Source organism: Amycolatopsis sp. NPDC005003 (assembly GCF_053600695.1).
In genome coordinates this window covers 241919-266178 of the sequence record NZ_JBSGAI010000005.1, presented here as the reverse complement: position 1 = coordinate 266178, position 24260 = coordinate 241919, and the positions used below count along the sequence as shown (strand labels likewise).

General features: G+C 72.5%; 18 protein-coding genes. 13 read left to right on the top strand and 5 right to left on the bottom strand.

The genetic code is table 11. From position 1 onward, the window contains the following. Nucleotides 1-25 precede the first annotated feature (25 nt). Nucleotides 26-1435, top strand: a complete 1410-nt coding sequence (locus ACWED2_RS08595) for a class I adenylate-forming enzyme family protein (RefSeq protein WP_449689808.1) — start codon at nucleotides 26-28, stop codon at nucleotides 1433-1435. 33 nt (nucleotides 1436-1468) lie between these two features. Here the strand turns inward: ACWED2_RS08595 and ACWED2_RS08590 are convergent, their stop codons facing one another. From ACWED2_RS08590 to ACWED2_RS08580, 3 genes are all read right to left on the bottom strand, one after another. Continuing rightward, nucleotides 1469-1912 carry a YdeI/OmpD-associated family protein gene (locus tag ACWED2_RS08590; RefSeq protein ID WP_449689807.1) on the bottom strand — a complete coding sequence of 148 codons (444 nt, stop codon included), beginning with the start codon at nucleotides 1910-1912 and terminating at the stop codon, nucleotides 1469-1471. A gap of 58 nt (nucleotides 1913-1970) precedes the next feature. Continuing rightward, nucleotides 1971-2675 carry a S1 family peptidase gene (locus ACWED2_RS08585; RefSeq protein WP_449689806.1) on the bottom strand — a complete coding sequence of 235 codons (705 nt, stop codon included), beginning with the start codon at nucleotides 2673-2675 and terminating at the stop codon, nucleotides 1971-1973. Between the two features lie 146 nt (nucleotides 2676-2821). Continuing rightward, nucleotides 2822-5173, bottom strand: coding sequence for an FG-GAP-like repeat-containing protein (locus ACWED2_RS08580; protein WP_449689805.1), 2352 nt, complete (start codon nucleotides 5171-5173; stop codon nucleotides 2822-2824). A gap of 231 nt (nucleotides 5174-5404) precedes the next feature. Here ACWED2_RS08580 and ACWED2_RS08575 point away from each other — a divergent pair, with 231 nt between their 5' ends. Together ACWED2_RS08575 and ACWED2_RS08570 are read left to right on the top strand one after the other, a co-directional pair. Continuing rightward, complete coding sequence (locus ACWED2_RS08575; protein ID WP_449689872.1) at nucleotides 5405-9142, top strand: ALF repeat-containing protein; 3738 nt, start codon at nucleotides 5405-5407, stop codon at nucleotides 9140-9142. 122 nt (nucleotides 9143-9264) lie between these two features. Next, the gene (locus ACWED2_RS08570) at nucleotides 9265-9483 is read left to right on the top strand and encodes a hypothetical protein (RefSeq protein ID WP_449689804.1); all 219 of its coding nucleotides are present in this window, start codon (nucleotides 9265-9267) and stop codon (nucleotides 9481-9483) included. A gap of 2 nt (nucleotides 9484-9485) precedes the next feature. On the opposite strand, the gene eccCa is transcribed toward ACWED2_RS08570, so the two are convergent. Further along, complete coding sequence (gene eccCa, locus ACWED2_RS08565; protein WP_449689803.1) at nucleotides 9486-13412, bottom strand: type VII secretion protein EccCa; 3927 nt, start codon at nucleotides 13410-13412, stop codon at nucleotides 9486-9488. A gap of 143 nt (nucleotides 13413-13555) precedes the next feature. Between eccCa and ACWED2_RS08560 the strand changes: the two genes are divergently transcribed. The 7 genes from ACWED2_RS08560 to ACWED2_RS08530 all read left to right on the top strand — a co-directional run bounded on the left by ACWED2_RS08560 (nucleotide 13556) and on the right by ACWED2_RS08530 (nucleotide 20298). After that, a complete protein-coding gene (locus tag ACWED2_RS08560) occupies nucleotides 13556-14326 on the top strand; it encodes a WXG100 family type VII secretion target (RefSeq protein WP_449689802.1) in 771 nt (256 codons plus the stop codon). Between the two features lie 46 nt (nucleotides 14327-14372). Beyond that, complete coding sequence (locus ACWED2_RS08555) at nucleotides 14373-15392, top strand: hypothetical protein (protein WP_449689801.1); 1020 nt, start codon at nucleotides 14373-14375, stop codon at nucleotides 15390-15392. A gap of 3 nt (nucleotides 15393-15395) precedes the next feature. Beyond that, nucleotides 15396-16757: a WXG100 family type VII secretion target gene (locus ACWED2_RS08550; protein ID WP_449689800.1), complete on the top strand. Its 1362-nt coding sequence runs from the start codon at nucleotides 15396-15398 to the stop codon at nucleotides 16755-16757. Then, nucleotides 16757-17227: a hypothetical protein gene (locus ACWED2_RS08545; protein WP_449689799.1), complete on the top strand. Its 471-nt coding sequence runs from the start codon at nucleotides 16757-16759 to the stop codon at nucleotides 17225-17227. The genes ACWED2_RS08550 and ACWED2_RS08545 overlap by 1 nt, the downstream gene beginning before the upstream one ends. Further along, nucleotides 17224-17544 (top strand): YbaB/EbfC family nucleoid-associated protein, encoded by a 321-nt coding sequence (locus ACWED2_RS08540; RefSeq protein WP_310977180.1) that lies wholly within the window; start codon nucleotides 17224-17226, stop codon nucleotides 17542-17544. Before ACWED2_RS08545 ends, ACWED2_RS08540 begins: the two co-directional genes overlap by 4 nt. Further along, the gene (gene eccD / locus ACWED2_RS08535; RefSeq protein ID WP_449689798.1) at nucleotides 17544-18914 is read left to right on the top strand and encodes a type VII secretion integral membrane protein EccD; all 1371 of its coding nucleotides are present in this window, start codon (nucleotides 17544-17546) and stop codon (nucleotides 18912-18914) included. The genes ACWED2_RS08540 and eccD overlap by 1 nt, the downstream gene beginning before the upstream one ends. A gap of 121 nt (nucleotides 18915-19035) precedes the next feature. Beyond that, the gene (locus tag ACWED2_RS08530; protein ID WP_449689797.1) at nucleotides 19036-20298 is read left to right on the top strand and encodes a glucuronoxylanase; all 1263 of its coding nucleotides are present in this window, start codon (nucleotides 19036-19038) and stop codon (nucleotides 20296-20298) included. 1 nt (nucleotide 20299) lies between these two features. Here ACWED2_RS08530 and ACWED2_RS08525 read toward each other — a convergent pair whose 3' ends face one another. Then, nucleotides 20300-21340 carry a type VII secretion protein EccE gene (locus tag ACWED2_RS08525; protein ID WP_449689796.1) on the bottom strand — a complete coding sequence of 347 codons (1041 nt, stop codon included), beginning with the start codon at nucleotides 21338-21340 and terminating at the stop codon, nucleotides 20300-20302. A 141-nt stretch (nucleotides 21341-21481) separates the two neighbouring features. Between ACWED2_RS08525 and eccB the strand changes: the two genes are divergently transcribed. From eccB to ACWED2_RS08510, 3 genes are read left to right on the top strand one after another with little or no spacing between them, the layout of a single operon-like run. Next, nucleotides 21482-22903 (top strand): type VII secretion protein EccB, encoded by a 1422-nt coding sequence (eccB, locus tag ACWED2_RS08520; RefSeq protein WP_449689795.1) that lies wholly within the window; start codon nucleotides 21482-21484, stop codon nucleotides 22901-22903. Between the two features lie 11 nt (nucleotides 22904-22914). After that, nucleotides 22915-23610 (top strand): response regulator transcription factor, encoded by a 696-nt coding sequence (locus ACWED2_RS08515; protein WP_229902734.1) that lies wholly within the window; start codon nucleotides 22915-22917, stop codon nucleotides 23608-23610. Continuing rightward, entirely contained in the window at nucleotides 23607-24254 is a 648-nt protein-coding gene (locus tag ACWED2_RS08510; RefSeq protein WP_449689794.1) for a response regulator, read from the top strand. Before ACWED2_RS08515 ends, ACWED2_RS08510 begins: the two co-directional genes overlap by 4 nt. Nucleotides 24255-24260: the final 6 nt, after the last annotated feature.

Sequence of the window (24260 nt, the reverse complement as noted above, 5' to 3'; positions counted from 1 at the left end):
ACGCCCCGGCGAGAGGTGAGTCGCGATGGTGCACCCGCAGGCACTGCTGGACGAGCTGGAGCGCGCTCCGGAGGTCCCCGCGTTCGAACACGGTTCGCGGGTGACCACCCGCGGCGAGCTGCGGGAGCTGATCGGCCGGTGCACCGCGGGCCTGCGGGCGGCCGGGGCCGGCCCGGGCGAGGGGGTCGGGCTGGCCACCGGCGTCACCCCGGAGGGGTTCGCGGCGCTCGTCGCGGTGCACGTGCTCGGCGCCCGCGCGGTCGCGGTCCGGCCCGGGCTGCCGGAGGCCCAGCTGCGGCACATCCTCGGTGACGTCGCGGTGGTGGTCGCCGACGGCACGCTGCCGGTGGAGACGGCGGTGCCGGTGGTGCGCATGGAGCGGCTGCTGGCCCGCTACGCCGAGCCGGTGCCGCAGGGGCGGCCCGACGACATCGCGACGGTCGTGTTCACCAGCGGCAGCACCGGCGTCCCGAAGGGGGTGGCCTACAGCTACCGCGCGCTGACCGAAGGCCGGGTCTGGCGGCCGCCGGTCCCGGGTTCGGCGCACGAGCGGCTGGGCGCGGGGTTCCGGCGGTACCTGCTGTTCGGGTCGCTGGCCAGTGCGGTGATGGTCGAGCAGCTGGGGGTGTGCCTGTTCGCCGGCGGCACGGCGGTGATCCCGCAGGGGGCGCCGGACTTCCCGTGGGTGCTGCCGCGGCTGGGCATCACGGCGGCGCTGACGACCGTGCCGCGCCTGCACCGGATGCTGGACGTGCTGCGGGACACGGACGTCGACCTGAGCGGGCTGCGGTGCCTGATCGTGGCCGGGTCGCCGGTGCCGCCGCACAAGCTCGCCGAGGCGGCCGAGCGGATCGGGCCCGCGATGCACCACGCGTACGGGCAGACCGAGACGGGGATGCTGACCCTCTGCCGGGCCGACGAGGGCCCGGGTTCGGTCGGGAGGGCCTGCGACACGGTGGAGATCTCGGTGCGCGACGGCGAGGTGTGGGTGCGCACGCCGTCGGCGTTCGCGGGCTACTGGCGTGATCCCGCCGGGACCGCTGCCGTTCTGAGCGACGGCTGGGTGCGCACTCAGGACCTGGGCCGGGTGGACGCCGCGGGCTACCTGCACCTGTCCGGCCGCGCGCGGGACGTGGTGATCGTGAACGCGATCATCCACTACACCGGCCCGATCGAGCGGGCGATCGCCGCGTGCCCGGACGTCGACCAGGCGTACGTGGTGGCGGTGCCCGACGAGCGGACCGGGGAGGCGGCGCACGCGTTCCTGGTTCCGGCGCCGGGCCGTTCGCCGGACCTCGACGAGGTCCGCAAGGCGGTGGCGGCCGAGCTGGGGGAGGCGGCGGTGCCGGCGCGGTTCAGCTTCGTGGGATCGGTTCCGGTGGCGCCGTCGGGGAAACCGGACAAGGCGGCGCTGCGGAAGTCCATTATGGAGTGAACACCGTGGAGTGAACACTGTGGAGTGAATGGACTACTTCCCGGCGCGCAGGTCGGTGATCACCTTGGCGACGCGCCGCTGCCGGGTCTCCGCGGTCTTCGCCTGGCCGATCGGCAGCACGAACCGCTGTTTCGCGCTGTAGGACAGGCTTTCGAACCGGGTCCGCGCGGTGTCGTCGGCGGCGAGCGCTTCGGCCAGATCGGCGGGGATTTCGAGTTCGCGGGGCGCGGTGTCGAGGGCGATCTCGACCTCGACGTCGTCCCCGGCGGCGACCCCGGCCCGCGTCCGGTTCTCCGCGCTCAGCGGCACCAGGAACTGCCCGCCGCGGCTGGCGACCGTCGTGCGGTAGGTGTGTCCGCCGAGCGTCACGGTGACCGCGGGCTTCTTGCCGGCGCCGAGCGCCTCGACCACGTCGGCGGGAACCGGCAGGCCGGTCGCGGTCTTGCCGCCGAGCAGGACCTGGGTGCGGAACTTCATGCCGCGAGTATGCCGCGTGCCGGCCACCCTCGCGGGGCGGCCGGCGCGCGGTGTGCGGTCAGACGCCCGTGGTCGTGCGGATCCAGCTGCGGCTGGAGGCGATGCTCGCGTAGTTCTGCGTGCCCTGGGTGTTGGAACCGGAGTTGCTGCCCGTCGAGCACACCCCGACCTGGACGCCGTTGTAGAGCTGCGGACCGCCCGAGTCGCCGTGCCACGCCGAGCCGTTGATGCCCTGGCTGGCGATGGCCGTGCCGCCGTAGGCGTCCGAGCTCAGGCCCGTCACGCGCACGTTGGCCGTCTTCAGGGTGCTCGACGGCGGGTTGCTGCCCTGCGTGCGGCCCCAGCCGTAGATCTGGTTGGTCGATCCGGTCGGCGGGTTGCCCGTGCCGAGCTTCATGTACGTCGTGCTGACCGCCGTCGTCAGGTGCAGCAGGGCGATGTCTCCGTTGGGGGAGGCCTTCTGCTGGTCGACGTTGGCGTTCGTGCCCTGCTGGAGCGTCACGTTGCCGACCTTGACGTGCATGCCCGGCGAGTTGAGGCAGTGCCGGGCGGTGAGCACCCATTGCGGGGCGATGATCGTGCCCGAGCACTCGAAGCCGCCGTACGTGGTGACGTCGTTCCAGTAGATCTGGGCGCCCCACGGCGCGGAGGAGACCGTGCTCCCGCCGATGATGTCCTGCTGGGCGTCCGCAACCCCCGCTGAGACCAGACTCAGCGCCGCGGCGGCAGCTCCCACCGCGGCTACAGCCCTCGACATTCGCATGAAAATGCCCTTCGGCCCAGGTGATCCGGATATCCGTCCCGAACGGGACGGCCAGCTCAACGTAAAAGCCGTGAAGGATTTTCGGAACCTACCGAAGTCGGTAACCGGCCTCCGGGACCGTGGTCCCGGAGGCCGGCAGCGCTTCCCTAGAGGATCGGGATCGCCCGGGGGAGGGGAACCTCGCTGTTGTAATCGAAGTCGCCGTGCCAGGCCGAACTGGTGTCGAACTTCGCGCCGGTCGACAGCGAGACGTAGACGTCTCCGGCGGTTCCGCGGACGAAGACGGCGATGTCGTCCTTGCCGTCGCCGTTGAAGTCGCCGGTGGCGGGGATTTCTTCGGCGATGCCGAAGTAGTCGTGCCAGAGCGAGCTGGTGCCGAACTTGGTGCCGTCGGAGAAGGCGACGTACACGTCTCCGGCGGTTCCGCGGACGAAGACCGCGATGTCGTCCTTGCCGTCGCCGTTGAAGTCGCCGATGGCCGGGATCTCGTTGGCGATGCCGAAGTAGTCGTGCCACTTCACGCCGCTGCCGACGAACTTGGTGCCGTCGGAAAGGGCCACGTAGACGTCTCCGGAGCTGCCGCGGGTGAAGACGGCGATGTCGTCCTTGCCGTCACCGTTGAAGTCGCCGACGTAGGGCAGTTCGGCGTTGTACCCGAAGTCCGTGTGCCACGCCGAGCTCGTGCCGAACTTGGTGCCGTCCGACAGGGAGACGTAGACGTCACCGGTTGCGCCCAGGGTGAAGGTGGCGATGTCGTCCTTGCCGTCGCCGTTGAAGTCCCCGACCGCGGGGATCTCGTTGCCCGCGGCGAAGTAGTCGTGCCAGAGGGGGCCGGCGCCGAACTTGGTGCCGTCGGAGAGGGCGACGTACACGTCCGCCGCGCTCCCGCGGGTGAAGGTGGCCACGTCGGCTTTGCCGTCGCCGTCGAAATCGCCGGAGAGCGGCACTTCCGAGGCGGCCGAGAACCAGTCGCTCCACAGGACGCCCGAGCCGTTGAACTTCGTGCCGTCGGAGCCGGCCACGTAGACGTTGGCGGTCGACCCGCGGGTGAACGCGGCGATGTCGGCCTTGCCGTCGCCGGTGAAGTCGGTCAGCGACCGCGCTCCGGTGGTGACGGTGATCTGCGGGCTCGCGGCGCCGCCCGGACCCACGACCAGGTACGACCACGTCTTGCGGGAGGTGGCCGAGTGGACGAACGAGGTCGCCTTCGTGGTGCCGATGAGCTGGGTCGCGCTGTTGGTCGCGGGACCGGCCGAGCTGGCGTAGACGGAGTAGGTCGCGTCTTCGGAGGCGGCGAGCGGGGTCCAGGAAAGCGTGACACCGTGGCCGATCGCTTTCGCGGTACCGGTGATCGCCTGGCCGCGGATCCAGCCGCCCAGGTCGTCCACCCGGACCCCGGTCGTGCCCTGCCGGGTCTCGGTCTCGCCGAAGCAGCCGTGCTGCCAGGAGGCCCCGGCCACGGCGGCGATCGTGCCGTTCGGCCGGACGACCGGCGCGCCGGCGTCGCCCTTGCAGGCGTCGACGCCGTCGGCACCGGTGAGGGCCAGGGTCGTCGCGGTCCCGGAGGCGGCCTTGAACTTCGCGGCGTGCGAGGCGTCCGGCACCCATTCGGTGGCCGTCCGTCCCCAGCCGGTGAGCGAGAGCTCCTCCGCCGGGTCCGGGAGGTTGGCGGTGGAGCCGAGCGGCGCCGTGGCGACGTCGGTGATCGTGGTGTCGATCCGGGCCAGCGCGACATCGCGGTCGGAGCGCGTGATCAGGCCGGTCACCTTTGCGGTGTGGCCGCCCACGGTGACGGTCGTGGCCTTCGCGGGGGTGCCGCCCTGCGGGTTTTCGGGGAAGCAGCTCGCGGCGGTGAGCACGAGCGTGGGTTCGACGAGCGCGCCGCTGCAGGCACGGCCGTCCATGGTGATCTTGGCGGCGAAGCCGGCGGTGCCCGGCGGGGTGCCGGGATCCGTCGGCTGGGAGGAGCCGGGCAGGACCCCGGTGACGACGAGCTGCAGCAGGGTGGTCGGCTGGTTCGCGGGACTCGCGCCGACCCCGACCGGGGTGCTCCCGCTGGGGTTCACCGCGACCGACGTGCGCTGGCCGGTGTCGGTGGTCAGGTCCGCGGTCACCTGGTGCCCGGCCCCGGACACCTGGCCGTCGCCACGGATTTCGAAAACCGCGGGCACCTTCAGCGACAGCCGCGCGGTGGGCGCCAGTGCTTTGAAGCAGAGCGTCTTGTTCGGCGTGGTCACGGGGTCATCGGTGGTGCGCACGCGGATCAGGCCGAGGTTGCCGTCGGCCGGGGTCGTGCAATCGGTGAAAACCAGGTGGCCGTCGCCCGAAATCAGGGTGACGCCGTAATCCGCCAGAACGCCTGCCGCGCCCGGATAGCTGAAATCCTCCGCGAGCGGGCTCTGCTGATCTGCCGCCGAGGCAGGCGTACCCGAGCCGACGAACGTCGTGGCCACGAGGGCGGCGACAATACTCGGCAAGGCCTTCGAGCGCGTTCTCATCGATGTCCGATCTTCTCCGTTGCGTGCGGATTTTCGCAGCATGCACCGCCGGGCGTATCGGGCGGAACGGTGACTTCCTTACCGAAAACGGGAGTGATCTACGCCATGTTTTCCGCCGGTTGACAGCTGGATAGCGTGAGGGGCGCTGCCGCTTTCCGGGTGGCCTTTCGCTGGTTTCGGATACGCCATTCGGTGGCATGGTCGTCGGTTTTCACGAGGGGGAACTGGGTGATGTTCGCGCGCCGGGAATCGGGCCGGGCCGCTGTCGGGCTGGTCTTGCTCATCGGCACCCTGCTGGCGGGAGCGGTGAGCGCGCCGGCGGCGTCGGCCGCCGATCCGGAGCCGCCGGAGACGTCGGCGCCGCCGCTGACCGACCGCGACCGGGTCGTCCAGTTGTGGCGGCTGGGCGGACCCACGGTGAAAGCCGATGCGGCGGCGGCGCTGGTCGGGACCGAGGCCGATGTCACGGCCTTCCTGACCGTCAAGCTGCCGCAGGACCGGAAGGCCGACGACCGGATCAGCGTGAACCGGATCCTGGCTTCGGGTGGCCCGACCGTCCGGCACGCCGCCCAGCAGGCGCTGGACGCGACGGACGACGCGGCGAACGCCACGTTCCTCGCCTCGGGCTGGCAGCTGCCGTCGAGCCTGGACCGGCGGATCCGCGTGGACCAGATGCTCGCGGTCGGCGGTCCGCAGCTGCAGAAGGCCGCGCAGGCGGCGTTGGACGCCGAGACCGACGAGGCGCTGGACACCTTCCTCGACACGGGGTGGAAGCAGCCCTACGCGCTCGACCAGCGGATCCGGGTCGACCAGGCCCTCGCGGTCGGCGGTCCCGAGACACGCGCGGCCGCACAGCGGGCTCTCGACGCCGACACCACCGAGGCCTACGCCCAGTTCCTCAACCACGATCGCGCGATCGCCGAAGCGCGGGACCTGGAAACCGCCACGATCGCGCAGCTGGCCGGGGCGGCCAAGGACGCCGGGGAAGAGGCGGCCCGCGAGACCCAGGCGTCCAAGGACGCCTCGGCCCGGGCGGTGACCGAGGCGGAGCTGGCCAAGCAGGCCGCCGAGGCGGCGGCGACCGCGAGCGCGAACGCGCACAACGACGCGAACGCGGCGACCTCCGCGGCGGTGCAGGCCGCCGACGCCGCGGACAAGGCCGCCTCGGCCGCACGGGAAGCGGTCGGCGCGGCGAACGCCGCCAGTGTCGCCGCCCGTGTCGCGTCCGGCGCGGCCACCCGCGCGGCGACCGCGGCGACGAAGGCGGGGCAGGCGGCGTCGCAGGCGTACAACTCGGCCTCGGCCGCGGCCACCGACGCGAAGAACGCGGACACCGCCCGCCAGGCCGCGGAAACGGCGAGGGACGCCGCTCGCGGGGCCCGCGACGCCGCCGCGGCCGCCAAGTCCGCCGGTGACGCGGTCACCGCGGCCAAGAACGCGATCTCCGCGGCCGGCTCGGCCGGGAACAACGCCGCGGCCGCGGCGCGCGCGGCCGAAGCCGCGAGCAAGAACTCCGCGGTGGCGAAGGCGCAGGCCGCCAAGGCGCGCCAGGCTGCCGCCAGCGCGGCCGCGAACGCTGCCCGCGCGACCCGGGCCGCTCAGGCCGCTTCGGCGTTCGCCGACACCGCGGCCGGCGCCGCCTACGCCGCACAGGCCGCCGCGGAACGGGCCGCCGCGGATGCCGACGCGGCCGCGGCGGCCGCGCTGGACGTCGCCAGTCATGCGCACAACGCGGCCGAGGCGGCCGACCTCGCCACGACCCACGCGAACGCGGCGACCCAGGCGGCGCAGGCCGCGATCACGGCGGCGACCCAGGCCAAGCAGGTCTACGAAGCCGCCCGGACGGCCGACGCGGCCCGCCTCGCCGCGGAAACCGAGCGGGACGACGAACTCGCTCTCCGCCTGGGCGCCGTGGCGGACCAGGTGGTGCTCGCCGACCGCTGGAACAAGACCCAGAACGACCTGCGCTCGGCCGAGACGAACCGCCTGATCGCCGAAGCGACCGCCCCCGGCACCGCTCCTGCCCTGGCGCTGGCGGACGCGCGCAAGGCGGCGCTGGCCCTGGCGACCGGCGGGGGCCCGTGGACGCGGGCCGCGGCCGAGAACGCGCTCGCCGGTCCCGACATCGTCGCGATGGACTTCGTCCGCACCGGCCTGCCCCTCGCCGCCGGCCAGGACGACCGCGTCACCCTGACCAACCTCGCCCGGACCGCGACCGACGGGTTCAAGAAGGCCGCCGACGCCGCGCTCGCCGGCAGCGACGCCGACGTCCAGGCGTTCCTGCGCAGCCAGGACTACCCCGGCCGCGGGCTCGACGACCGGATCGCGGTGGACCGCATCCTGGCCGCCGCGCAGCAGGCCGGCAACCTGGCGACCCAGGCTGCCGCGCAGAAGGCGCTGGACGCCGACACCGATCAGGCCCTGCGTCAGTTCCTCGATTCCGGGCAGACCGGGGCCGCGGTCAACGACGACCGGATCAAGACCAACCAGATCCTCGCCGCCGCCACCAGCGGTCCGCAGCTGAAGGCCGCGGCCCAGATCGCGCTCGACGGCACCCCGGCGATGGTGCACGACTTCCTCGTCTCGGGGCAGTACGCCGCGGCCCAGCAGGACCAGGACAGCGCCGCCCACGACGCCCAGGTTTCCGGCTACCTCGCCCAGGCGATGCAGACGGCGCAGACCGCGGCCCAGAACGCGGACCTGGCCCAGCAGGTCGCCGCCACCGCCCGCGGTGCCGCCGCCGAGGCGGCCGGCCACGCCCAGCAGGCCGAGAAAGACCGCCAGGCGGCCGCGATCAGCGCGCAGCAGGCCCACGAGTCGGCGTTGGCAGCCCAGGACGCGGCCACCCGGGCGGCCCGTTCGGCGGCGACCGCCAACACGGCCGCGGCGAATGCGCGGGCGTCGTCGCGCAGCGCCGCGATGTCGGCGGCCTGGGCGAATTCGTCGGCGAACTTCGCCGCCCGCATGGCCTCGGCCGCGTACGGTTCGGCCCGCGACGCGTTCAAGAGCGCGTTGGCCGCGGGCGACAGCGCCGAGAAGGCGAAGACGGCGGCGAACGACGCGGTGTCGGCGGCACTGGCCACCGTCAAGCGGCAGCAGGAGGAAGCGAACGGGATCCTGCTGCTGCACTGCAAGAGCCTGCCGGGCGGCATCGGCTACGACGAGTGCATCCAGTTCGCGCAGATGTCGGACGCCGACAAGGTGATGCGCGTCCTGAGCAACGACTGGCTCTGCCGGCACACCGAAAACATGGGACGCGCGTTCCAGCAGCAGTGCTTCGCCGCCGAGACGAGCCCGACGTTCGCTACGGACCTGGCTTTCACGGCGGCGGCGCAGGCGCTCAACGAACTCGGTGCGATCTACGGGGCTCTTGCCACCGTGGAAACCGCGTTGCTCGGCGGGACGCTGTGCGCTGCTTTCGAACCTTGCGCTCTGCTGGCCGCATCGATCATTCCCGAGGGGACGGCATTCACCTCGTGGATGGCCATCGCCACCGGAGATGCCCTCGTCACCTCCCGAGTCGCCGGGCTGTTCGAGCAGTTCGGCATAGACGCCGAAGTCACCGTGGGTGCGGTGGCCGACACGATGTCCCGGCCACGATCCATGCTCGACCCGCGGCTGCTGGAGCAGTTGTCCCTCAGCGGGGTGAAGTTCACCCGCGAGAACCTGGTCGGCGTGCGGCTCAATGCGGATGGGAAGCTTATTTTCCTCGAAACCGGCAACGAGGGCGCAGGCTTGATCCACGTCCTGCGTCATGGTGACGAGTTCGCGCAGCTCGGCATTCCCCAGGAGGAGGTCGGGGAGTTCGTCCTGACCGGCGCTGCCACCGGCCGCATCGTCGGCTACCAAGGGAAGGGTACGGGACGTCCGATCTACCAGTTCACCTACAAGGGCAAGGAGTATCGCTTGGCCATCACGGTCGGGAGCAACGGATTCATCGTCGGAGCCAATTCGGTGGGGTCGTGGTGACCGCGGAGAAAACTCTCCGGGTACTGGCGGATTACGACTGCTGGGCACTGTGGGTGTCCGCGGGGTCGGGTACCGAAAACGTCGACCCAGCGGATCGCAGGCTGGGCTTGAGCCCCGCTCTCGTGCGCGATTTGAACCGCTGGGCCGACGAGTACACCGCGACTCTGGACCGGGACGACCCGATCGCTTCGGGGTTCCCGTCGGAAGCCGCCGAGCAGGCGTTCGTGGCCGAGGGTCGCCGGCTGGCGGCACAGGTCCGCGCTCAGGTGGGCCCTGACTGGCGGGTCGTGTACTACGACAGTGAGCTCGGCCGAGACGTAGTGGTCGAAGCCACTCCCTGAAGTCAGGACTCCGCCGGTTTCGTCCAGGCCACCTGGACCAGCCCCGTCCCGTGCCGCCGCGATACCAGCGTGCCGCGGCCCGGCGGCTGTGGTGACGGCTTCACGTCCGCCAGCAACGCGCCTTCGTCCTTCGTCCCCGACATGATCAGCCCCGGCGAGCCGAGCTCGCGCAGGCGCTGCAGCACCGGCTCGAACAACGCCCGGCCCGCGCCACCCGAGCCGCGCACGATCACCAGGTGCAACCCGATGTCGCGGGCCTGCGGCAGGAACTCCAGCAACGGCTGCAACGGGTTCCGGCCGACCGTCGCCACCAGTTCGTAGTCGTCCACCAGGACGAACAGCTCCGGGCCGCGCCACCAGGACCGATTGCGCAGCTGTTCCGCCGTCACCTCCGGCCCCGGCAGGCGGTTGCGCATCGCCTGCGCGCACTCGCCGATCAGGTCCGTCAGCTTGCCCTCCGCGCCCGCGTACCCCAGCAGGTGCGGCTCGGACACCGCGCCCAGCAGGCCCCGGCGGTAGTCCGCGACGATGATCGCCGCTTCCTCCGGCGTGTACGCCGACGTGATTCCCGAAGCGATCGCCCGCAGCAGCGAGCTCTTGCCGGATTCCACGTCGCCGAAGGCGATGAAGTGCGGGTCCGCCGCGAAGTCCAGGTGCACCGGGCGCAACGTCGATTCCGCGATCCCCAGCGTGACCTGGCGCGAAGGGGCCGGGGGCAATCCGTCGAGGGGCACCTCCGGCGGCAGCAGCCGGACCTGCGGGGCGCGCGGCCCCTGCCACGCCTCGGAAATCCGCCGGACCAGGTCGACGCCGCCCGCGCCGACCGTCTCCGGGCGCTGGTCCGCATCGATGCGGGGCAACGCCGCCAGGAAGTGGAGCTTCTCCGCCGTGATGCCGCGGCCCGGGCGGTCGGCGGGCACGTTCGCCGCCACCTTGCGGTCGATCGACGAATCCATCGGGTCGCCCAGGCGCAGCTCGAACCGCGTCCCGATCGCGTCGCGCAGCTGGGCACGGACGCCGATCCACTGGTTGAGCGAGACGATCACGTGGATGCCGAAGCCGAGCCCGCGCGCGGCCAGGCCGGTGATCTGTTCCTCCAGCTGCTCGTACTCCTGGCGGATCGTCGTCCAGTTGTCCACGAACAGGAACACGTCACCGAACTCGCGCTCGTCCGTGCTCTCGGTGAACTCCGCACGCCGGGCGCGGAACGCCGCCATCGACTCGATCCCCTGCGCGGCGAAGAACTCCTCGCGCTGCTCCAGCAACGTCGTCAGCTCGGCGACCACCCGGCGGCAGCGCTGCGCGTCCCGGCGGGTCGCGTACCCCGACACGTGCGGCAGGCCGGCGATCGGCGCCAGTGCGCCACCACCCATGTCCAGCACGAACAGCTGCACCTCGGCCGGGGTGTGCGTGAGCGCGAGCATGCCCGCGATGTCCTTCATCAGCGTCGACTTCCCGCTCTGCGGCGCGCCGACGATCAGCGCGTGCCCGGCCGCGCCGGAGAAGTCGGCCCACAGCAGGTCGCGGCGCTGCTCGAACGGCTTGTCGACCAGCGCCACCGGGATCGTCAGCTTCCCGTTGCCGCCCCAGCCGAGCGGGCACAGGCCGCGCGCGGCGTCCTCGCCGAGCGGCGGCAGCAGCTGGTCCAGCGTCGGCGGTTCGTTCAGCGGCGGCAGCCAGATCTGGTGCGCGGCCGGGCCGCGGCCCTCCAGCCGCGACAGCATCGCGCCGATGATCGTCTCGCCGGTGCCGCCCTCCGAGGGAGCCGAAGACACCTCGGTCGTCACCGGGATTTCCACCGGGGCCAGGGAAAACGGCAGCACGCCCAGTTCCTGCCCGTCCTCGCGCACGACCGTGCTCCGCGGCGGCAGCTCGCCGGAGACGTAGGCGGCCTTGAGCCGGATCAGCGTTTCGGTGTCGGACTTCAGGTACGCCGACCCCGGCACCGGCGGCAGGTGGTAGGCGTCCGCGACCCCCAGCACCGCGCGGCTTTCCGCGGCGGAGAACGTCCGCAGCCCGATCCGGTACGACAGGTGGGAGTCGAGCCCGCGCAGCCGGCCCTCTTCCAGGCGCTGCGAGGCCAGCAACAGGTGGATGCCCAGCGACCGCCCGAGCCGGCCGATCGCGACGAAGAGGTCGATGAACTCCGGGCGGGAGGACAGCAGCTCGCTGAACTCGTCGATGATCACCAGCAGCGACGGCAGCGGGTCCAGCGGCGCGCCGTCCGCACGGGCCTTCTCGTAGTCGCGCACCGACGCGTAGTTCCCGGCCGCGTGCAGCAGTTCCTGCCGCCGCAGCAGCTCGCCGTTCAGCGCGTCCGCCATCCGGTCGACCAGCGCGAGGTCGTCGGACAGGTTGGTGATGACGGCGCAGGTGTGCGGCAGCCCGGTCATCCCGGCGAAGGTCGCGCCGCCCTTGAAGTCGATGAGCGCCAGGTTGAGCGTCTCCGACGAGTGCATCACGGCCAGCGCCGTCACCAGCGTCCGCAGCAGCTCGCTCTTGCCCGACCCGGTCGCGCCGATGACCAGGCCGTGCGGGCCCATCCCGCCCTCGGCCGACTCCTTGAGGTCCAGCTCCACCGGACGGCCTTCGGGGTTGACGCCCAGCGGGATCCGGAGCCGGTCGCGGGCCGCGCGCGGCGCCCACGTCACCGTCGTGTCGGTGTCGCGCGGGTCGCCGATGCCGAGCAGCCCGGCCAGCCCGAACGTCGTGGACATCGGTTTCTCGCCGACGACCGCGGCGGGCGTGTGCAGCGGCGTCAGCATCCTCGCCAGCGCTTCGGCGGCGCCGCGGTCGAGGAGGTCCGGGCGGCCGAGGAAGCCGAGCCGCTGCTCGCCGCCTTCGCCGACGACCATGCCGAGCGACTCCGGCGCGGTGTGCAGGCTCAGCAGCTTCTCGGACGACGACGCCCGCGGGTGTTCCTGCCCGATCTCGATCACCGTGACGCCGAGCCTGCCGTCGGGGCCGACCAGCCGGGGTTCGCCGTGGGCGTTGCCGCCGTCGACGAGGACGACGAGGTGGGGCAGGTCGAGTTCGGCCGCCGCGCGCCGGCTGAACGCGGGGCGTTCGCCGAGGTCGGCGCCCAGCAGCTCGGTCAGCCCGGCCGCGGTGTCGGCGGCCAGCCGCCGCGCGCCGACGGCGTCGGCCGCGCCGGCCGCCGTCGCGTGCGGCAGCCACTTCGCCCATTCCCAGTCGTGCTGCCGGTCCGGCGAAACGCAGAGCGCGATCCGCAGGTCCGCGGGGGAGTGGAAGGTGACCAGCTGGCACAGCAGCGCCCGCACCAGGCCGAGCACGGCCGGGCGCCGCCCGGCCACGGTGACCGCGGCGAACGAGCGCAGCGACAGCGCGACCGGCAGGCCGTCCACCGTCGAGTAGGTGCGGATGAAGTGCTTGAGGCTGGTGGAGGACACCGGGTCCAGGTCCTCCAGCGGCACGGTCTGCGGCGCCTTCAGCGGCGTCGCGAGCCGCTGCGGCCCGGTGCCCGCGCGCACCTGGGCGAACTGCGGCTCGCCGCGCCGGCGATCCCACAGCTTCCCGGTCTCGACGTAGGCCCACAGGTCGGCCGGGTCGGGCTGGACGGCGACCATGGCCGCGCGCTGGCCGTCGGCGATGTCGCGGACCTGGGCGCGCAGCCCGGAGAGGTAGCGCTGGTAGTCCCGGCGTTCGTCGTTGATCTGCGCCTTCTTCGCCATCCCGCCGCGGCCCAGCGACATCACCACCATGCCGCCCATCGCGCAGATGAAGAGGGCGCCGAAGATCCACGTCATCACCCCGCCGTCGCGTCCGATGTAGACGAACGACATCGCGCCCATGCCGAGCATCATCGGCAGGAACATCATCAGCTGCACCATGCCGCCGGACGAGCTCTTCGGGAGCATCGGCGGTGACTGCAGCACGATCTCGGACGGGCGCTCGGGGATGAGGCTCATGCGGCAATGCTCCAGCGGATCGGGGCGGCTCTGACCGGTATTTTGGCCACTTGCCGTCCTGCCGCGGTGGGTACTTTTGCCGTCCGCCCGGTTCCGGGGCCGAACTTACGCTCGGGCTCAGCACCTCCCCCGGAAGGAGACCCATGGCCGGCGAGTACCGGGCTGAGCCCGAGGCGATGCGCTCCGCCGTGGGCAACGTCGGGGGCATCATCGCCCACGGCATCAACGCCGTGGCCGACCTCGAACGGCTCGTGGTCCAGCCGATGTCGTTCGCGACGTTCGGCAGCGCGGTCGCCGCCGCGAACGCGGCCCTGCACTCCGGCCAGATCACCGCCGTCCGCACGCTGCTGCAGCTGCTGCAGCAGGTCAACGGGCTCGTCAAGGCCAGCGCCGACGCCTACCAGGCGGCGGACCAGGACGTCGCTTCCGGCTTCGGCGGCGGGCACGCGCCGGGCGGCACCGCGTCGTCGATCTGGGGCAGCTCGCACGCTTCCGAGCTCGCCACCCTGGCCATCAACGACAGCGCGGGCGCCCACGGCGAGCCGTCGTCGGTCGGCAACGTGCTGCGCTACCTGGGGGACGCGCGGCTCGGCAGGCTCGGCGACCACCCGATCACCGACACGCGCTTCCACGGTGTCGCCGACTTCAACGACTGGCTCGCCGGCGACGCCGACAACCAGGCGAGGGTCGGGCTGATCGAGGTCTACGCGGGCACCGCGCGCACGTTCTCCGACGTGCCCGGCGGGGTGCACAGCGGCGACGTCGTGGTCGTGGAGCCGCTGCTGTTCTCCGACCGCCAGCCGGTCATCGGCGTCGCCGGCGACGGCGGCCGCCTCTACAACCACGGGCTGCTCGACGCCCGCACCGGCGGGCTGGCGAAGGTCAGCGTCTACCGGCCCGCCTCCGTCGTCTGATCGTCCGCCCCTCGAACTCCGCCGCTCAAGGACTCTGTGAGGACCGATGCTGACTTTCCCGAACTCCAGCGCGATGGACGCGACCGCGTCCTCGGGCGGGCCGATCACCATCCTGCCGCAGATCGTCACCGGCCAGCCGGAGCAGATCGCCAAGCACGTGGCAGACCTGGTCCGCAAGGCCGAGCAGTTCCTCAGCATGTACAACGAGCTGTCGAAGGCCGCCGACCAGCTGGGCAAGATCTGGTCGGGGGCGGCGAGCGAGTCGGCGCTGAAGAAGATCAGCGACTCCCTCGACCAGCTGACGAAGATCATCAACGTCGTCCAGAAGGGCGCCGAGCTGCTCGGCGTCTCCGGCACGCTGATCAAGACCGCGCAGGAGGCCTACCGCGCGGTCGTCTCCGCGGTGAACCCCACGGTCGCCGCGCTGATGTCGAACTGGTGGACCTACGGGGCCGCGGTCGCTTTGTCGACCGCGACGAGTGCGTCGCTGCGGGCGTTCATCACCGCGATCGGCGCGCTGCTCAAGGCGCTCGGCGCGGTGGACCTCGCCCAGCAGGTCACCACGCTCGCGCAGGTCATCGGCGAGATCGAGAAGCTCTTCCACCACTCCTCCGGCAGCTCGGGTGCGACGGCGCCGTCGATCGGGAGCACCCCGGTCACCGCGCCGCAGACCCCGCCGCCGGTGGCGAGCCCGTCGGGGCAGCAGGCGGTGGCGGGCGGGAGCGGCGGGGGGATCCCGCAGCAGCCCTCGTTCACTGACTACACCCCGCCCGCGCTCGCCACCGGCGGCGGTTCCAGCGGCGCGGCCACGCCCGCGAACAGCTGGATCCCGGTCGACCACCCGGTGACGCCGCCCTCGGTGCCCGCACCCGCGCCGGCGCCGGCACCGGCGATTCCCGCGCCTTCGGCCGGGCACGCCGACGAGGTCGTCATCCACACCAACCTGACCACCGGTGAGTCCACTGTGGAGGCTCCGGGTGGCCAGGACTTCGACCTCGACATCGACTTGGACTTCAACGGCAAGCACTTCAGCCAGCACGTCGGCTACGACGCGGCCGGGAACTAGCCGGTGGCGGGCTCGGGGGTGGTCGACGCGTCCGGGGTGGTCAGCTCCGTGCTGTCCGGCTACCGGCGCGTGCTCGTCGAGTGCCGCCGGCGCGTCACCGGGGATCCCGGGGCGCTGAGCGCCGCCTCGCAGCGGGTCGCGACCCGCGCGTCGGCGGTTTCGGGCCGGGCGCGGGAAATCGACGAGTCCGCGAAGACCCTGCACGCGGACTGGGACGGCGACGCCTACACCGCGTTCGCGACGGCCGCGGGCGAACTCGGCAAGGACCTCGCCGAAACGGCCACGAAGCTCGGCGACCAGGCGAACCGGCTCGCCACCGCGGGCCGGCTCGTGCAGTCCGCGGAAGCCGCCGTGGACTCGGTGCTCGCGCAGTTCGACCAGTACGCCGCCCAGCTGACCGCCCAGGCCCGGGCGGTGAACTCCGCCTCGGTCGGCGCGTTCATCCAGGCCGCGCGGCAGCTCGGCGAACAGAGCGTCGCCGCGGCCCGGCAGGTCGTCGACGAGTTCTCCGACACGCTCGCCGAGCTGTTCCCGCCCGAGGGCGTCGGACGCCTGGAACACGAGCTCGGCAAGTGGGCCCGCGGCCCGCTGCACTGGCTCAACGGCGAGCCGCTGGACGGTCGGAAGCGGCCGCGGACCGTGCCGTCGTGGTTCGGCAACTCCGGCTGGAAGAAGCTCACCTGGGACGGCCTCGAAGGCACCCGCGCGCCGAAGAAGGCCGACACGCCGTTCGGGCAGCCGGAGCCCGAGGGCCTGAAGAACAAGATCGGCCGCAACACCGAGATCACCTACTACAAGTTCCAGCACGAGCAGGACGGCTGGTCGCCGGAGTACGACGGGAAGATCACGTCGAAGGGCTGGGACGCGTCCGCGTCCGGGCACGCGGAACTCGCGGCCCTGCACGGCGAGGCCGAAGCCAAGAAGGAGTGGGGCGTCGCCGAAGCCCACGCCAAGGGCACGGTGTTCGCCGGCGGGGAGGCCAGCGCGTCCGGCACGATCGGTGCCCACGGCGTCGGCGCGCACGCGAACGCTTTCGTGGGCGGCAAGGTCGAGGGTGAAGTCGCCGCGGACGTCGCCGGTATCGGCGTCGGCGCGAACGGCACCCTGCAGTACGGGCTCGGCGCGCAGCTCGACGCCCAGGCGGTCTACGACGCCGGGCACCTCAAGGTGAGCTTCAAGGCGGGCGCGGCGCTCGGCCTCGGCCTGGGGGTCGGCGCGAAGATCGACATCGACCTGCCGAAGCTGGGCCACACGATCGGCGAGTACGGCGGCGCGGCCGTGGACGCCGTCAGCCACGCGGCTTCGGACGCGGCCGACGCCGTCGGGTCCGCTTGGGACGACGCCGTCGCGTATGTGGGGCTGTGATGACGCTTCCCCTCGACTTCGTCATCCCGGACGGCTGGACCGCCGTCGACCCGGGCGACTCCGGTGCGGTGTTCGTCGCCGTGCACGACACCGCACCGGGCGAGTTCGTCCCGAACATCACGGTCAGCGTGCAGCAACGGCCGGACGACGCCACGATCGACGCCGTCGCCGCCGAAGCCGTCGAGCGGCTTTCGCGGACGCTGGCCGGGCTCGAGGTGCTGAGCCGCCGCGACGTCGGCGACCCGGCCGCGCCCGCCGTCATGCAGCTGCTGCGGCTGCGCACCGGCGAAGGCACCGAGCTGGTCCAGACCCAGGTGCACCTGACGGTCCCGGGCGCCACGCCCGAGGAACGGCTGGTGCTGGAGCTCGCCTGCACGGCCGCGCCCGCGACCGCCCGGCGGCTCTCACCCGGTTTCCAGCGGTTCGTGGCCAGCGTCCACGTCCGCCAGCACGAAGGGAAAGCACAGTGACCGACCCGTACGCGGTGCCCGACATGGACGAGCTCCTCTCCCAGGTGCGCAAGCAGACCGAAGAGGTCCAGCGGATCCAGCGCACGGTCGAGGCGATGGAGATCAAGGCGCACTCGCGGCAGAACGAGGTCACCGTCACCCTCCGCGGCGACGGCCGCTTCACCTCGATCGACATCGACCCCCGCGCCATCCGCGAGTACGACGCCCGCAACCTGTCGGAGATCGTGCTGGAAGCGGTGAACGCCGGGCTGCAGAAGCTGGCCGAGGCGTCGAGCGCGAAGTTCGCGCCGGTCATCGCGGCCGCGAAAGACGTGTGATGACGGCGTCGCTCACCGGCACGACTCGCCGGGTCACGGTGGTCACGCCGCGAGCTCGCGTCGACGTCGCCCTGCCGCAGCAGTCGACGTTCGCGGAGCTGGTCCCGCAGCTGGTGCGGCTGGCCGGAGCGTCCGGGCAGGCGTCGGCCGAGCACCCCGGTTGGGTGCTTTCCCGGCTCGGCGGCGCACCACTGGCGTTGGGCCTGAGCGTCGCCGCGGCCCAGATCCGCGACGGGGAAGTGCTCCACCTGACCCCGCGGGAGCGCCCGCGGGGTCCGCTGCTGTTCGACGACGTCGTGGACTCGATCGCCAGCGTCGCGGACACGTCGGGCGGCTGGGGCCCGTCGGTGGCCCGGCGGTCCGGCCTGGTGGCCGCGGTGGTGCTGCTGCTGGCGGGCGGCCTGCTGGTGCAGGCGGCGGCGTCCGGCAGCGTCCTGGCGCCGGTCGGGACCGGGCTCTTGGCGCTGGTGCTGCTGCTCGGCGGCGGTGCGCTGAGCCGTGCTTACGGAGACGCCGAAGCGGGCGCGGCGGGATCGCTGGCCGGCGTCGGCGTGGCGTTGCTGGCCGGGATGTCGGTGCTGCCACCGCATCCGCTGTTCTCGCTGTCGGCCGGCCCCCTGGCCGCGGGCTTCGCGGCGGTGACGGTGTACGGCGTGCTCGCGGCGGTCTCGGTGGCGGACCGCCTGCCGTGGTTCGTCGCGATCACGGGCGCGGCGGGCTTCGGCGCGGTGACCACCGGGGTCGTGCTGCTGGCGGGTGTCTCCGCCGGTTCGGCCGCGGCGGTGGTCGCGGTGCTCGGCACGGCGCTGGCGGCGGTGGCGCCGATGCTGGCGTTGCGCCTGGCCCGGCTGCCGCTGCCGCGCGTCCCGGACGACATGGAGGCGTTCCGCGCGGACGAGCAGCCGTCGCTGGGGACGGAGATGATCGGCCGGACGTCCCGGGCGCAGGCGGTGCTGACCGGGCTGCTGGTCGCGCTGGGCCTGGTGGTCCTGGCGGCTTCGGTCGTGCTTTCCTCGGGCGGGCCGTGGGAAGCGGGCCTGGCGGGGTTGCTGGGCGTGGCGTGGATCCTGCGGTCGCGGTCGTACGCGGGCCGGGCGCAGCGGCTGGTGCTGATCGGGTTCGGCGTGCCGACGCTGGTGTGCGCGGGGGTGTGGCTGGTGGCCTCCGGCAACCGCACGGCGGTGTTCGCGGCCGGGTGCGCGGTGGTCCTGGCGGCGGTGATCTGCCTGGTGTACGCGACGCGGGTGGCGCGCGGGCTGCGTTCGCCCTACTGGTCGCGGCTGCTGGACGTGACCGAGTTCCTGGTGCTGCTGTCGCTGGTTCCGATGGTGGCGATGATCGCCGGGGTGTACGAAGCCGTCCGCGGCTGACCGGCCTTCCGGCGGTCGACGTATTCGACTGAACGTTTCATTGACGGTGCCTCACGGGCGCTGTTAAGACTGTTTTGGGAGCGCTCCCAGGCTGTTCGCCAGTCGACTCCAGGGAGATGCCATGTCACCACGTCCAGAGCAGTCCGAGAGTTCGCCGCTCGTGCGCCGGCGCACCGTGCTGGCGGCGGGCGCCGCCCTGCCGGTGCTGGCGGCGGCGACCCCGGCCGCGGCGGCCACCGCGGTGGTCGTCGAGCCGTCGAACGTGCAGCAGACGATCCTGGGCTTCGGCGGGATGAACCACACCGTCTGGATCAGCGATCTCACCGCCGCCCAGCGCGAGACGGCGTTCGGCAACGGCACCGGGCAGCTGGGGTTCACCGTGCTGCGCATCCCCGTGCACGAAGACCGCAACAACTGGAGCCGCGAGGTCGCCACGGCCAGGCGGGCGAGCGAGCTCGGGGCGAAGGTCATCGCCTCGCCGTGGAACCCGCCCGCCTCGATGACCGAGAGCTTCTCCGGGGGCAAACGGCTGCGGTACAACGCCTACGGCGCCTATGCGCAGCACCTGAACGACTTCACCGCTTTCCTGGCGAACAACGGGGTGCCCCTGTACGGGATCTCGGTCCAGAACGAGCCGGACTACGCGCACGACTGGACGGCGTGGACCGCGAGCGAGATCGTCAAATTCCTGCGCGAGAACGCCGGCTCGCTCACCACCCGGGTCATCGCGCCGGAGTCGTTCCAGTACCGCAAGACCATGTCCGACCCTATCCTCAACGATGCCGCCGCACTGGCCAATGTGGACATCATCGGCGCGCACCTCTACGGTACCTCGTTCGCGAACCTGCCCTACCCGCTCTTCCAGCAGAAGGGCGGCGGCAAGGAGCTGTGGATGACCGAGGTCTACTACCCCAACAGCACCGACTCGGCCGACCTGTGGCCGCAGGCGCTCGACGTCGGCGAGCACATCCACCGCGCCTTGGTGGACGGCCGGTTCCAGACGTACGTGTGGTGGTACATCCGCCGTTCCTACGGCCCGATGCGGGAGGACGGGCAAATCAGCAAGCGCGGCGCCTGCATGGCGCACTTCGCGAAGTGGGTGCGCCCCGGCTACCAGCGGATCACCGCGACCGCGAACCCGCAGCCGAACGTCTACATCTCGGCGTACAAGAGCGGGGCCCGGGTCGTGATCGTCGCCGTCAACAAGAACACCGCGGCGGCCGACCTCGCGTTCACCGTCCGGGACATCGGTTCCGCGGTCGCGCAGACCTGGGTGACGAACCAGAGTGCGAATCTCGCGCGGTCCACTGATGTGGCTGTTTCGAACGGTTCGTTCACCGCGCAGTTGCCGGCGCGGAGTATTCGTACTTTTGTCGTGAACTGAATCAGGAGTCCAGCGCGAGGGGGAGGGTGCGGCGCACGCCGGCCTCGTGCCGCCCGTGCAGCGGGACCACCGCGGGCGGCACCGGCACCGGAGCGCCCGCCCGCACCCCCACCCGGACCGTCACTTCCGCCTTCTCACGGCCGCCCGCGGTCCGCGTCAGGGTGTACGACGTCGCCGTGAAGGCCGCGCCCGGCACCGCCAGATCCAGCACCCGCGGCGAACGCGGAGTGAAGCACACCTGCGTGGAATCGCCCCACACCCAGGACTTCCACCGGTCGGGCGGGCCGGACGCCGGGCCTTGGACGCCCAACGCCACCCGAAGCTCCTTCGCCAGCTCCCCGGCCTCCAGCACCGTGCTCTGGTACCCGGCCTCGGCGAGCGCGCCCATCAAGCTCAACGCCGCCGACGCCGTGCTCCGCAGCGCCCCGAGCTCGCCCCCGCCGCGGGCCAGCGCCGCGACCGGGGCCAGGTCCGGCCGGTAGCGCACCGCCAGCCAGCGCACCCGCAGCACCTGGTCGCCGCGCGGGATCGCCCACGTCAGCAGTTGCGCCGACGCCAGCGGGATGTCCGCGCGCCGGTAGGCCGAGCGGAGGGCGTCGACCAGCGGCCCCGGCGCACCCGGGCCGGGTGTCAGGCGGACCAGCGCGCTCCACCCGCCGTCGATCTCCGCGACGCCGAAGCGGTTGCCCGCGCGGTCGACGTGCTGGCGCACCTTCACCGGCCCGGCCACGCGCAGCAGCGGGTCCGGGCCGTCGCGGCGGGTGTCGTGGCGGCGCAACCGGAACGCCGTCCACGTCAGCGCCCAGCCCGCCGGGTGCCGCCCCGCGAAGCGCACCGACGTCAGCAGCACGACCAAGCCCGCGCCGATGCCGACGCCGAGCCGGACCGGCTGCGTGACACCGTCGACCAGCCACGCGAGCAGCACGGCGATCGCGGCGAGCTCCCACAGCGCCGCCTGCAGCGGCCGGATCGGCAGCAGCCACCGCAGCGGCGCCGCCGAAGGCCGGGACGGTGCCGGGTGGACGGCGGTATCGACGGACACGGGCTCCCCTTTCCCCGGCCTTCGACGCTACTGCCTGCCCGGATACCGCGTGGGCGTAAAAATTACCCTCGCCGCCCACCGGTGTGGTGCCTAGCATCGAGTACTCGGGAGGACGACGCACACAGCCGGGGGCACAGCAGCGTGTGGACGCAGCGGGACCAGATCCAGGCGTACCAGTTCCTCCGCCGCAGGCTCGTTTCCGCGCTCGTCGCCGCCGACGCCAACCACCCCGTCTCGCCCAGCCGCCGGCTCGTGCTGGGCACGGTCCTCGGCGTCGTGGCCGCCCTGCTGGTCACCGCCGTCTTCGGCATCATCGGGCTGCTGAACCCCTCCGGTGGCAAGGATTGGCTGGCCGGCGGCAAGGTGATCGTCGAGGAGGGCACCGGCGCGCGGTTCGTGCTCGGCGCCGACGGCGTGCTGCACCCGGTGTTGAACTACGCCTCCGCGCGGCTGCTGGCCGGCGGAAACGGCGACGCGACCGTTTCGGTGTCGCCGGAAAACCTCGGCAAAGCGGGCCGTGGCAACCAGATCGGCATCCCGGGCGCGCCCGACTCGCTGCCCGCGCCGGGCGCGCTGGTGACCACGCCGTGGACGAGCTGCAGCCGGACCACCCAGGACGCGCCCGCGTCGGCCGAGCCGCGCACCGCCGTGCTGCTGGCCGCGCCCGCGTCCGGCGTGGAGCTGCCGCGGGACCAGGGCGTGATCGTGCGGCTGCCGAAGGGAGAGCGCTTCCTGCTCGCCGGCGGGCGGCGGCACAAGCTGAGCGCCGAGGCCGCGACCGCGCTGCAGTTCGACAGCTACCCGACGATCGCGGTGGCCTCGCGGTGGCTCGACACCGTGCCGGCCGGCCGCGACCTCACCGCGCTGCCGGTCGCCGGCGCCGGGAACCCGGGGCCCGCGGTGGGCGGCCGCGGCACCCGTGTCGGCGAAGTCCTCGCCGTGGTGGACGCGATGGCCGCGCCCGGCACCGCCACGTCGTACTACCTCGTTCGCCGCGAGGGTCTCGAACCGGTCGGGCAGACCGAGGCGAGCCTGCTGGTGACGACCGGGGCCAACGCCGCCGCCTACCCGGGGCCGCCCGCGCCGGTGGAGGTCCGCGCGGCCGACGTCGCCGCGGTCCCGAAGGTCGCCGCGCCGCGGGCCGGCGGCGCCGACCCGGCCGGCTATCCCGACCGCATTCCCGGCAAGGCGCCGATCACCGGCGGCTCCGTGGCGTTGTGCGTTCAGGGCAGCCGGTTGCTCGTTTCGGCCGAATTCCCGCTTCCCGTTGGCGCCAAAGCCATCCAGGTCGCCACCCGGACCGAAGCAAGGGTGGCGGACGAGGTGTTCGTACCTCCCTCGGGGGGAGCCGTCGTCGTCGAAGCCGGTTCGGTCACCGCGTACCTGGTGACCGACACCGGCCGGAAGTACCCGGTGGTGAATGCGCAGGCCTTGGCCTCGCTCGGCTACGGAGGCGTCGCCGAACCGCCGGTCACGGGTAGTTTGCTGGCATTGGTGCCGACGGGCCCCGCGCTGGACCCGGCCACGGCCGGGCGGCCGGCTCCGTCGGGTGGAACGGGGTGAAAGTCGTGCACATGACAGAAGAGCGTCCGACCGAGGGTGAGCTGGGCCAGGGGCGGGTCCGGGTCGCGGTCATCGAAGACCACCCGCTGTACCGAGTCTCCGTCGAACGCGTGCTGGCCGAAGCCGACTTCGTCGAGCTCGGCGCGGTCGTCGATTCGGTCGCCCGGTTCCACGTCCACCGGCAGCCGCCGGGCAGCGTGGTCCTGCTCGACCTGGGCCTGCCGGGCGTCGCGGGGGCGGCGGCCGTGCTGGAGGTGTGCGAGCTCGGGCACCACGTGCTCGTGGTCTCCGCGCAGGCCGAACCGGAGGTCGTGCTCGGCGCGATCGCGGCGGGGGCGCGGGGGTTCCTGTCGAAGGACGTCGACGCCGACGAGCTGCTGATCGCGATCAAGACGGTCGCCGGCGGCGGTGCGTACGTTTCGGCGGTGGTGGCCGGGATGATCATGAAGGACAACGCCGACCGGCCCGCCGTGTCGGCCGAAGCCGAGCTTTCCCCGCGCGAGGAGCAGGTGCTGCGGCTGGTGGCGGCGGGGGAGCGGGACGTCGACATCGCGCTGATCCTCGGCATCGGCGTCCGGACGGTCCGCGGCTACCTGGACCGCATCCGCGACAAGACCGGCGAACGGCGGCGGCCCGGCCTGGTCAAGGAGGCCATCCGGCGCGGCCTGATCGGTGAGGCCGGCCCGCGGCGCGGCGGCCGCAAATGAGCGACTCCGCGCCGTCTTCCCGGCGCATCTCCGTGGGCGTGATCGAGGACCACCCGCTCTACCGGTACGCGCTGACCCGCGTGCTGACCGAGGCGCCGGACATCGAGCTCGGCGCGGTGGCGGACTCGGTGGCCCGGTTCGCGGTGCAGGACCAGCCGTCGGGCAGCGTCGTCGTGCTGGACCTGAAGCTGCGCGGCGTCCAGGACGCGGCCGCGGTCCTGGAAGTGGGGCAGATGGGGCACAAGGTGCTGGTGGTGTCCGCGCACGCGGAGCAGCCGGAGGTGCTGGGCGCGATGCAGGCGGGCGCGAAGGGCTTCCTGTCCAAGGACGTCGACGGCGACGAGCTCCTGCGCGCGATCCGCACGATCGCCGACGACAACGCGTACGTGTCGCCGACCTTGGCCGGGATGATCATCCAGGACAGCGAAGAGCGCCACGCGGGCCCGAAGATCGTGCTGTCGGAGCGCGAGAAGCAGGTGCTGCGCCTGGTGGCGGCGGGGGAGCGGGACGTCGACGTGGCGGAGATCCTCAACATCAGCGTCCGCACGGTCCGGTCGTACCTGGACCGCATCCGCGACAAGACCGGCGAACGGCGACGCGCGGGCTTCGTGCGCGTCGCCATCCGCGAAGGCCTCCTCCGCTAGCCCCGG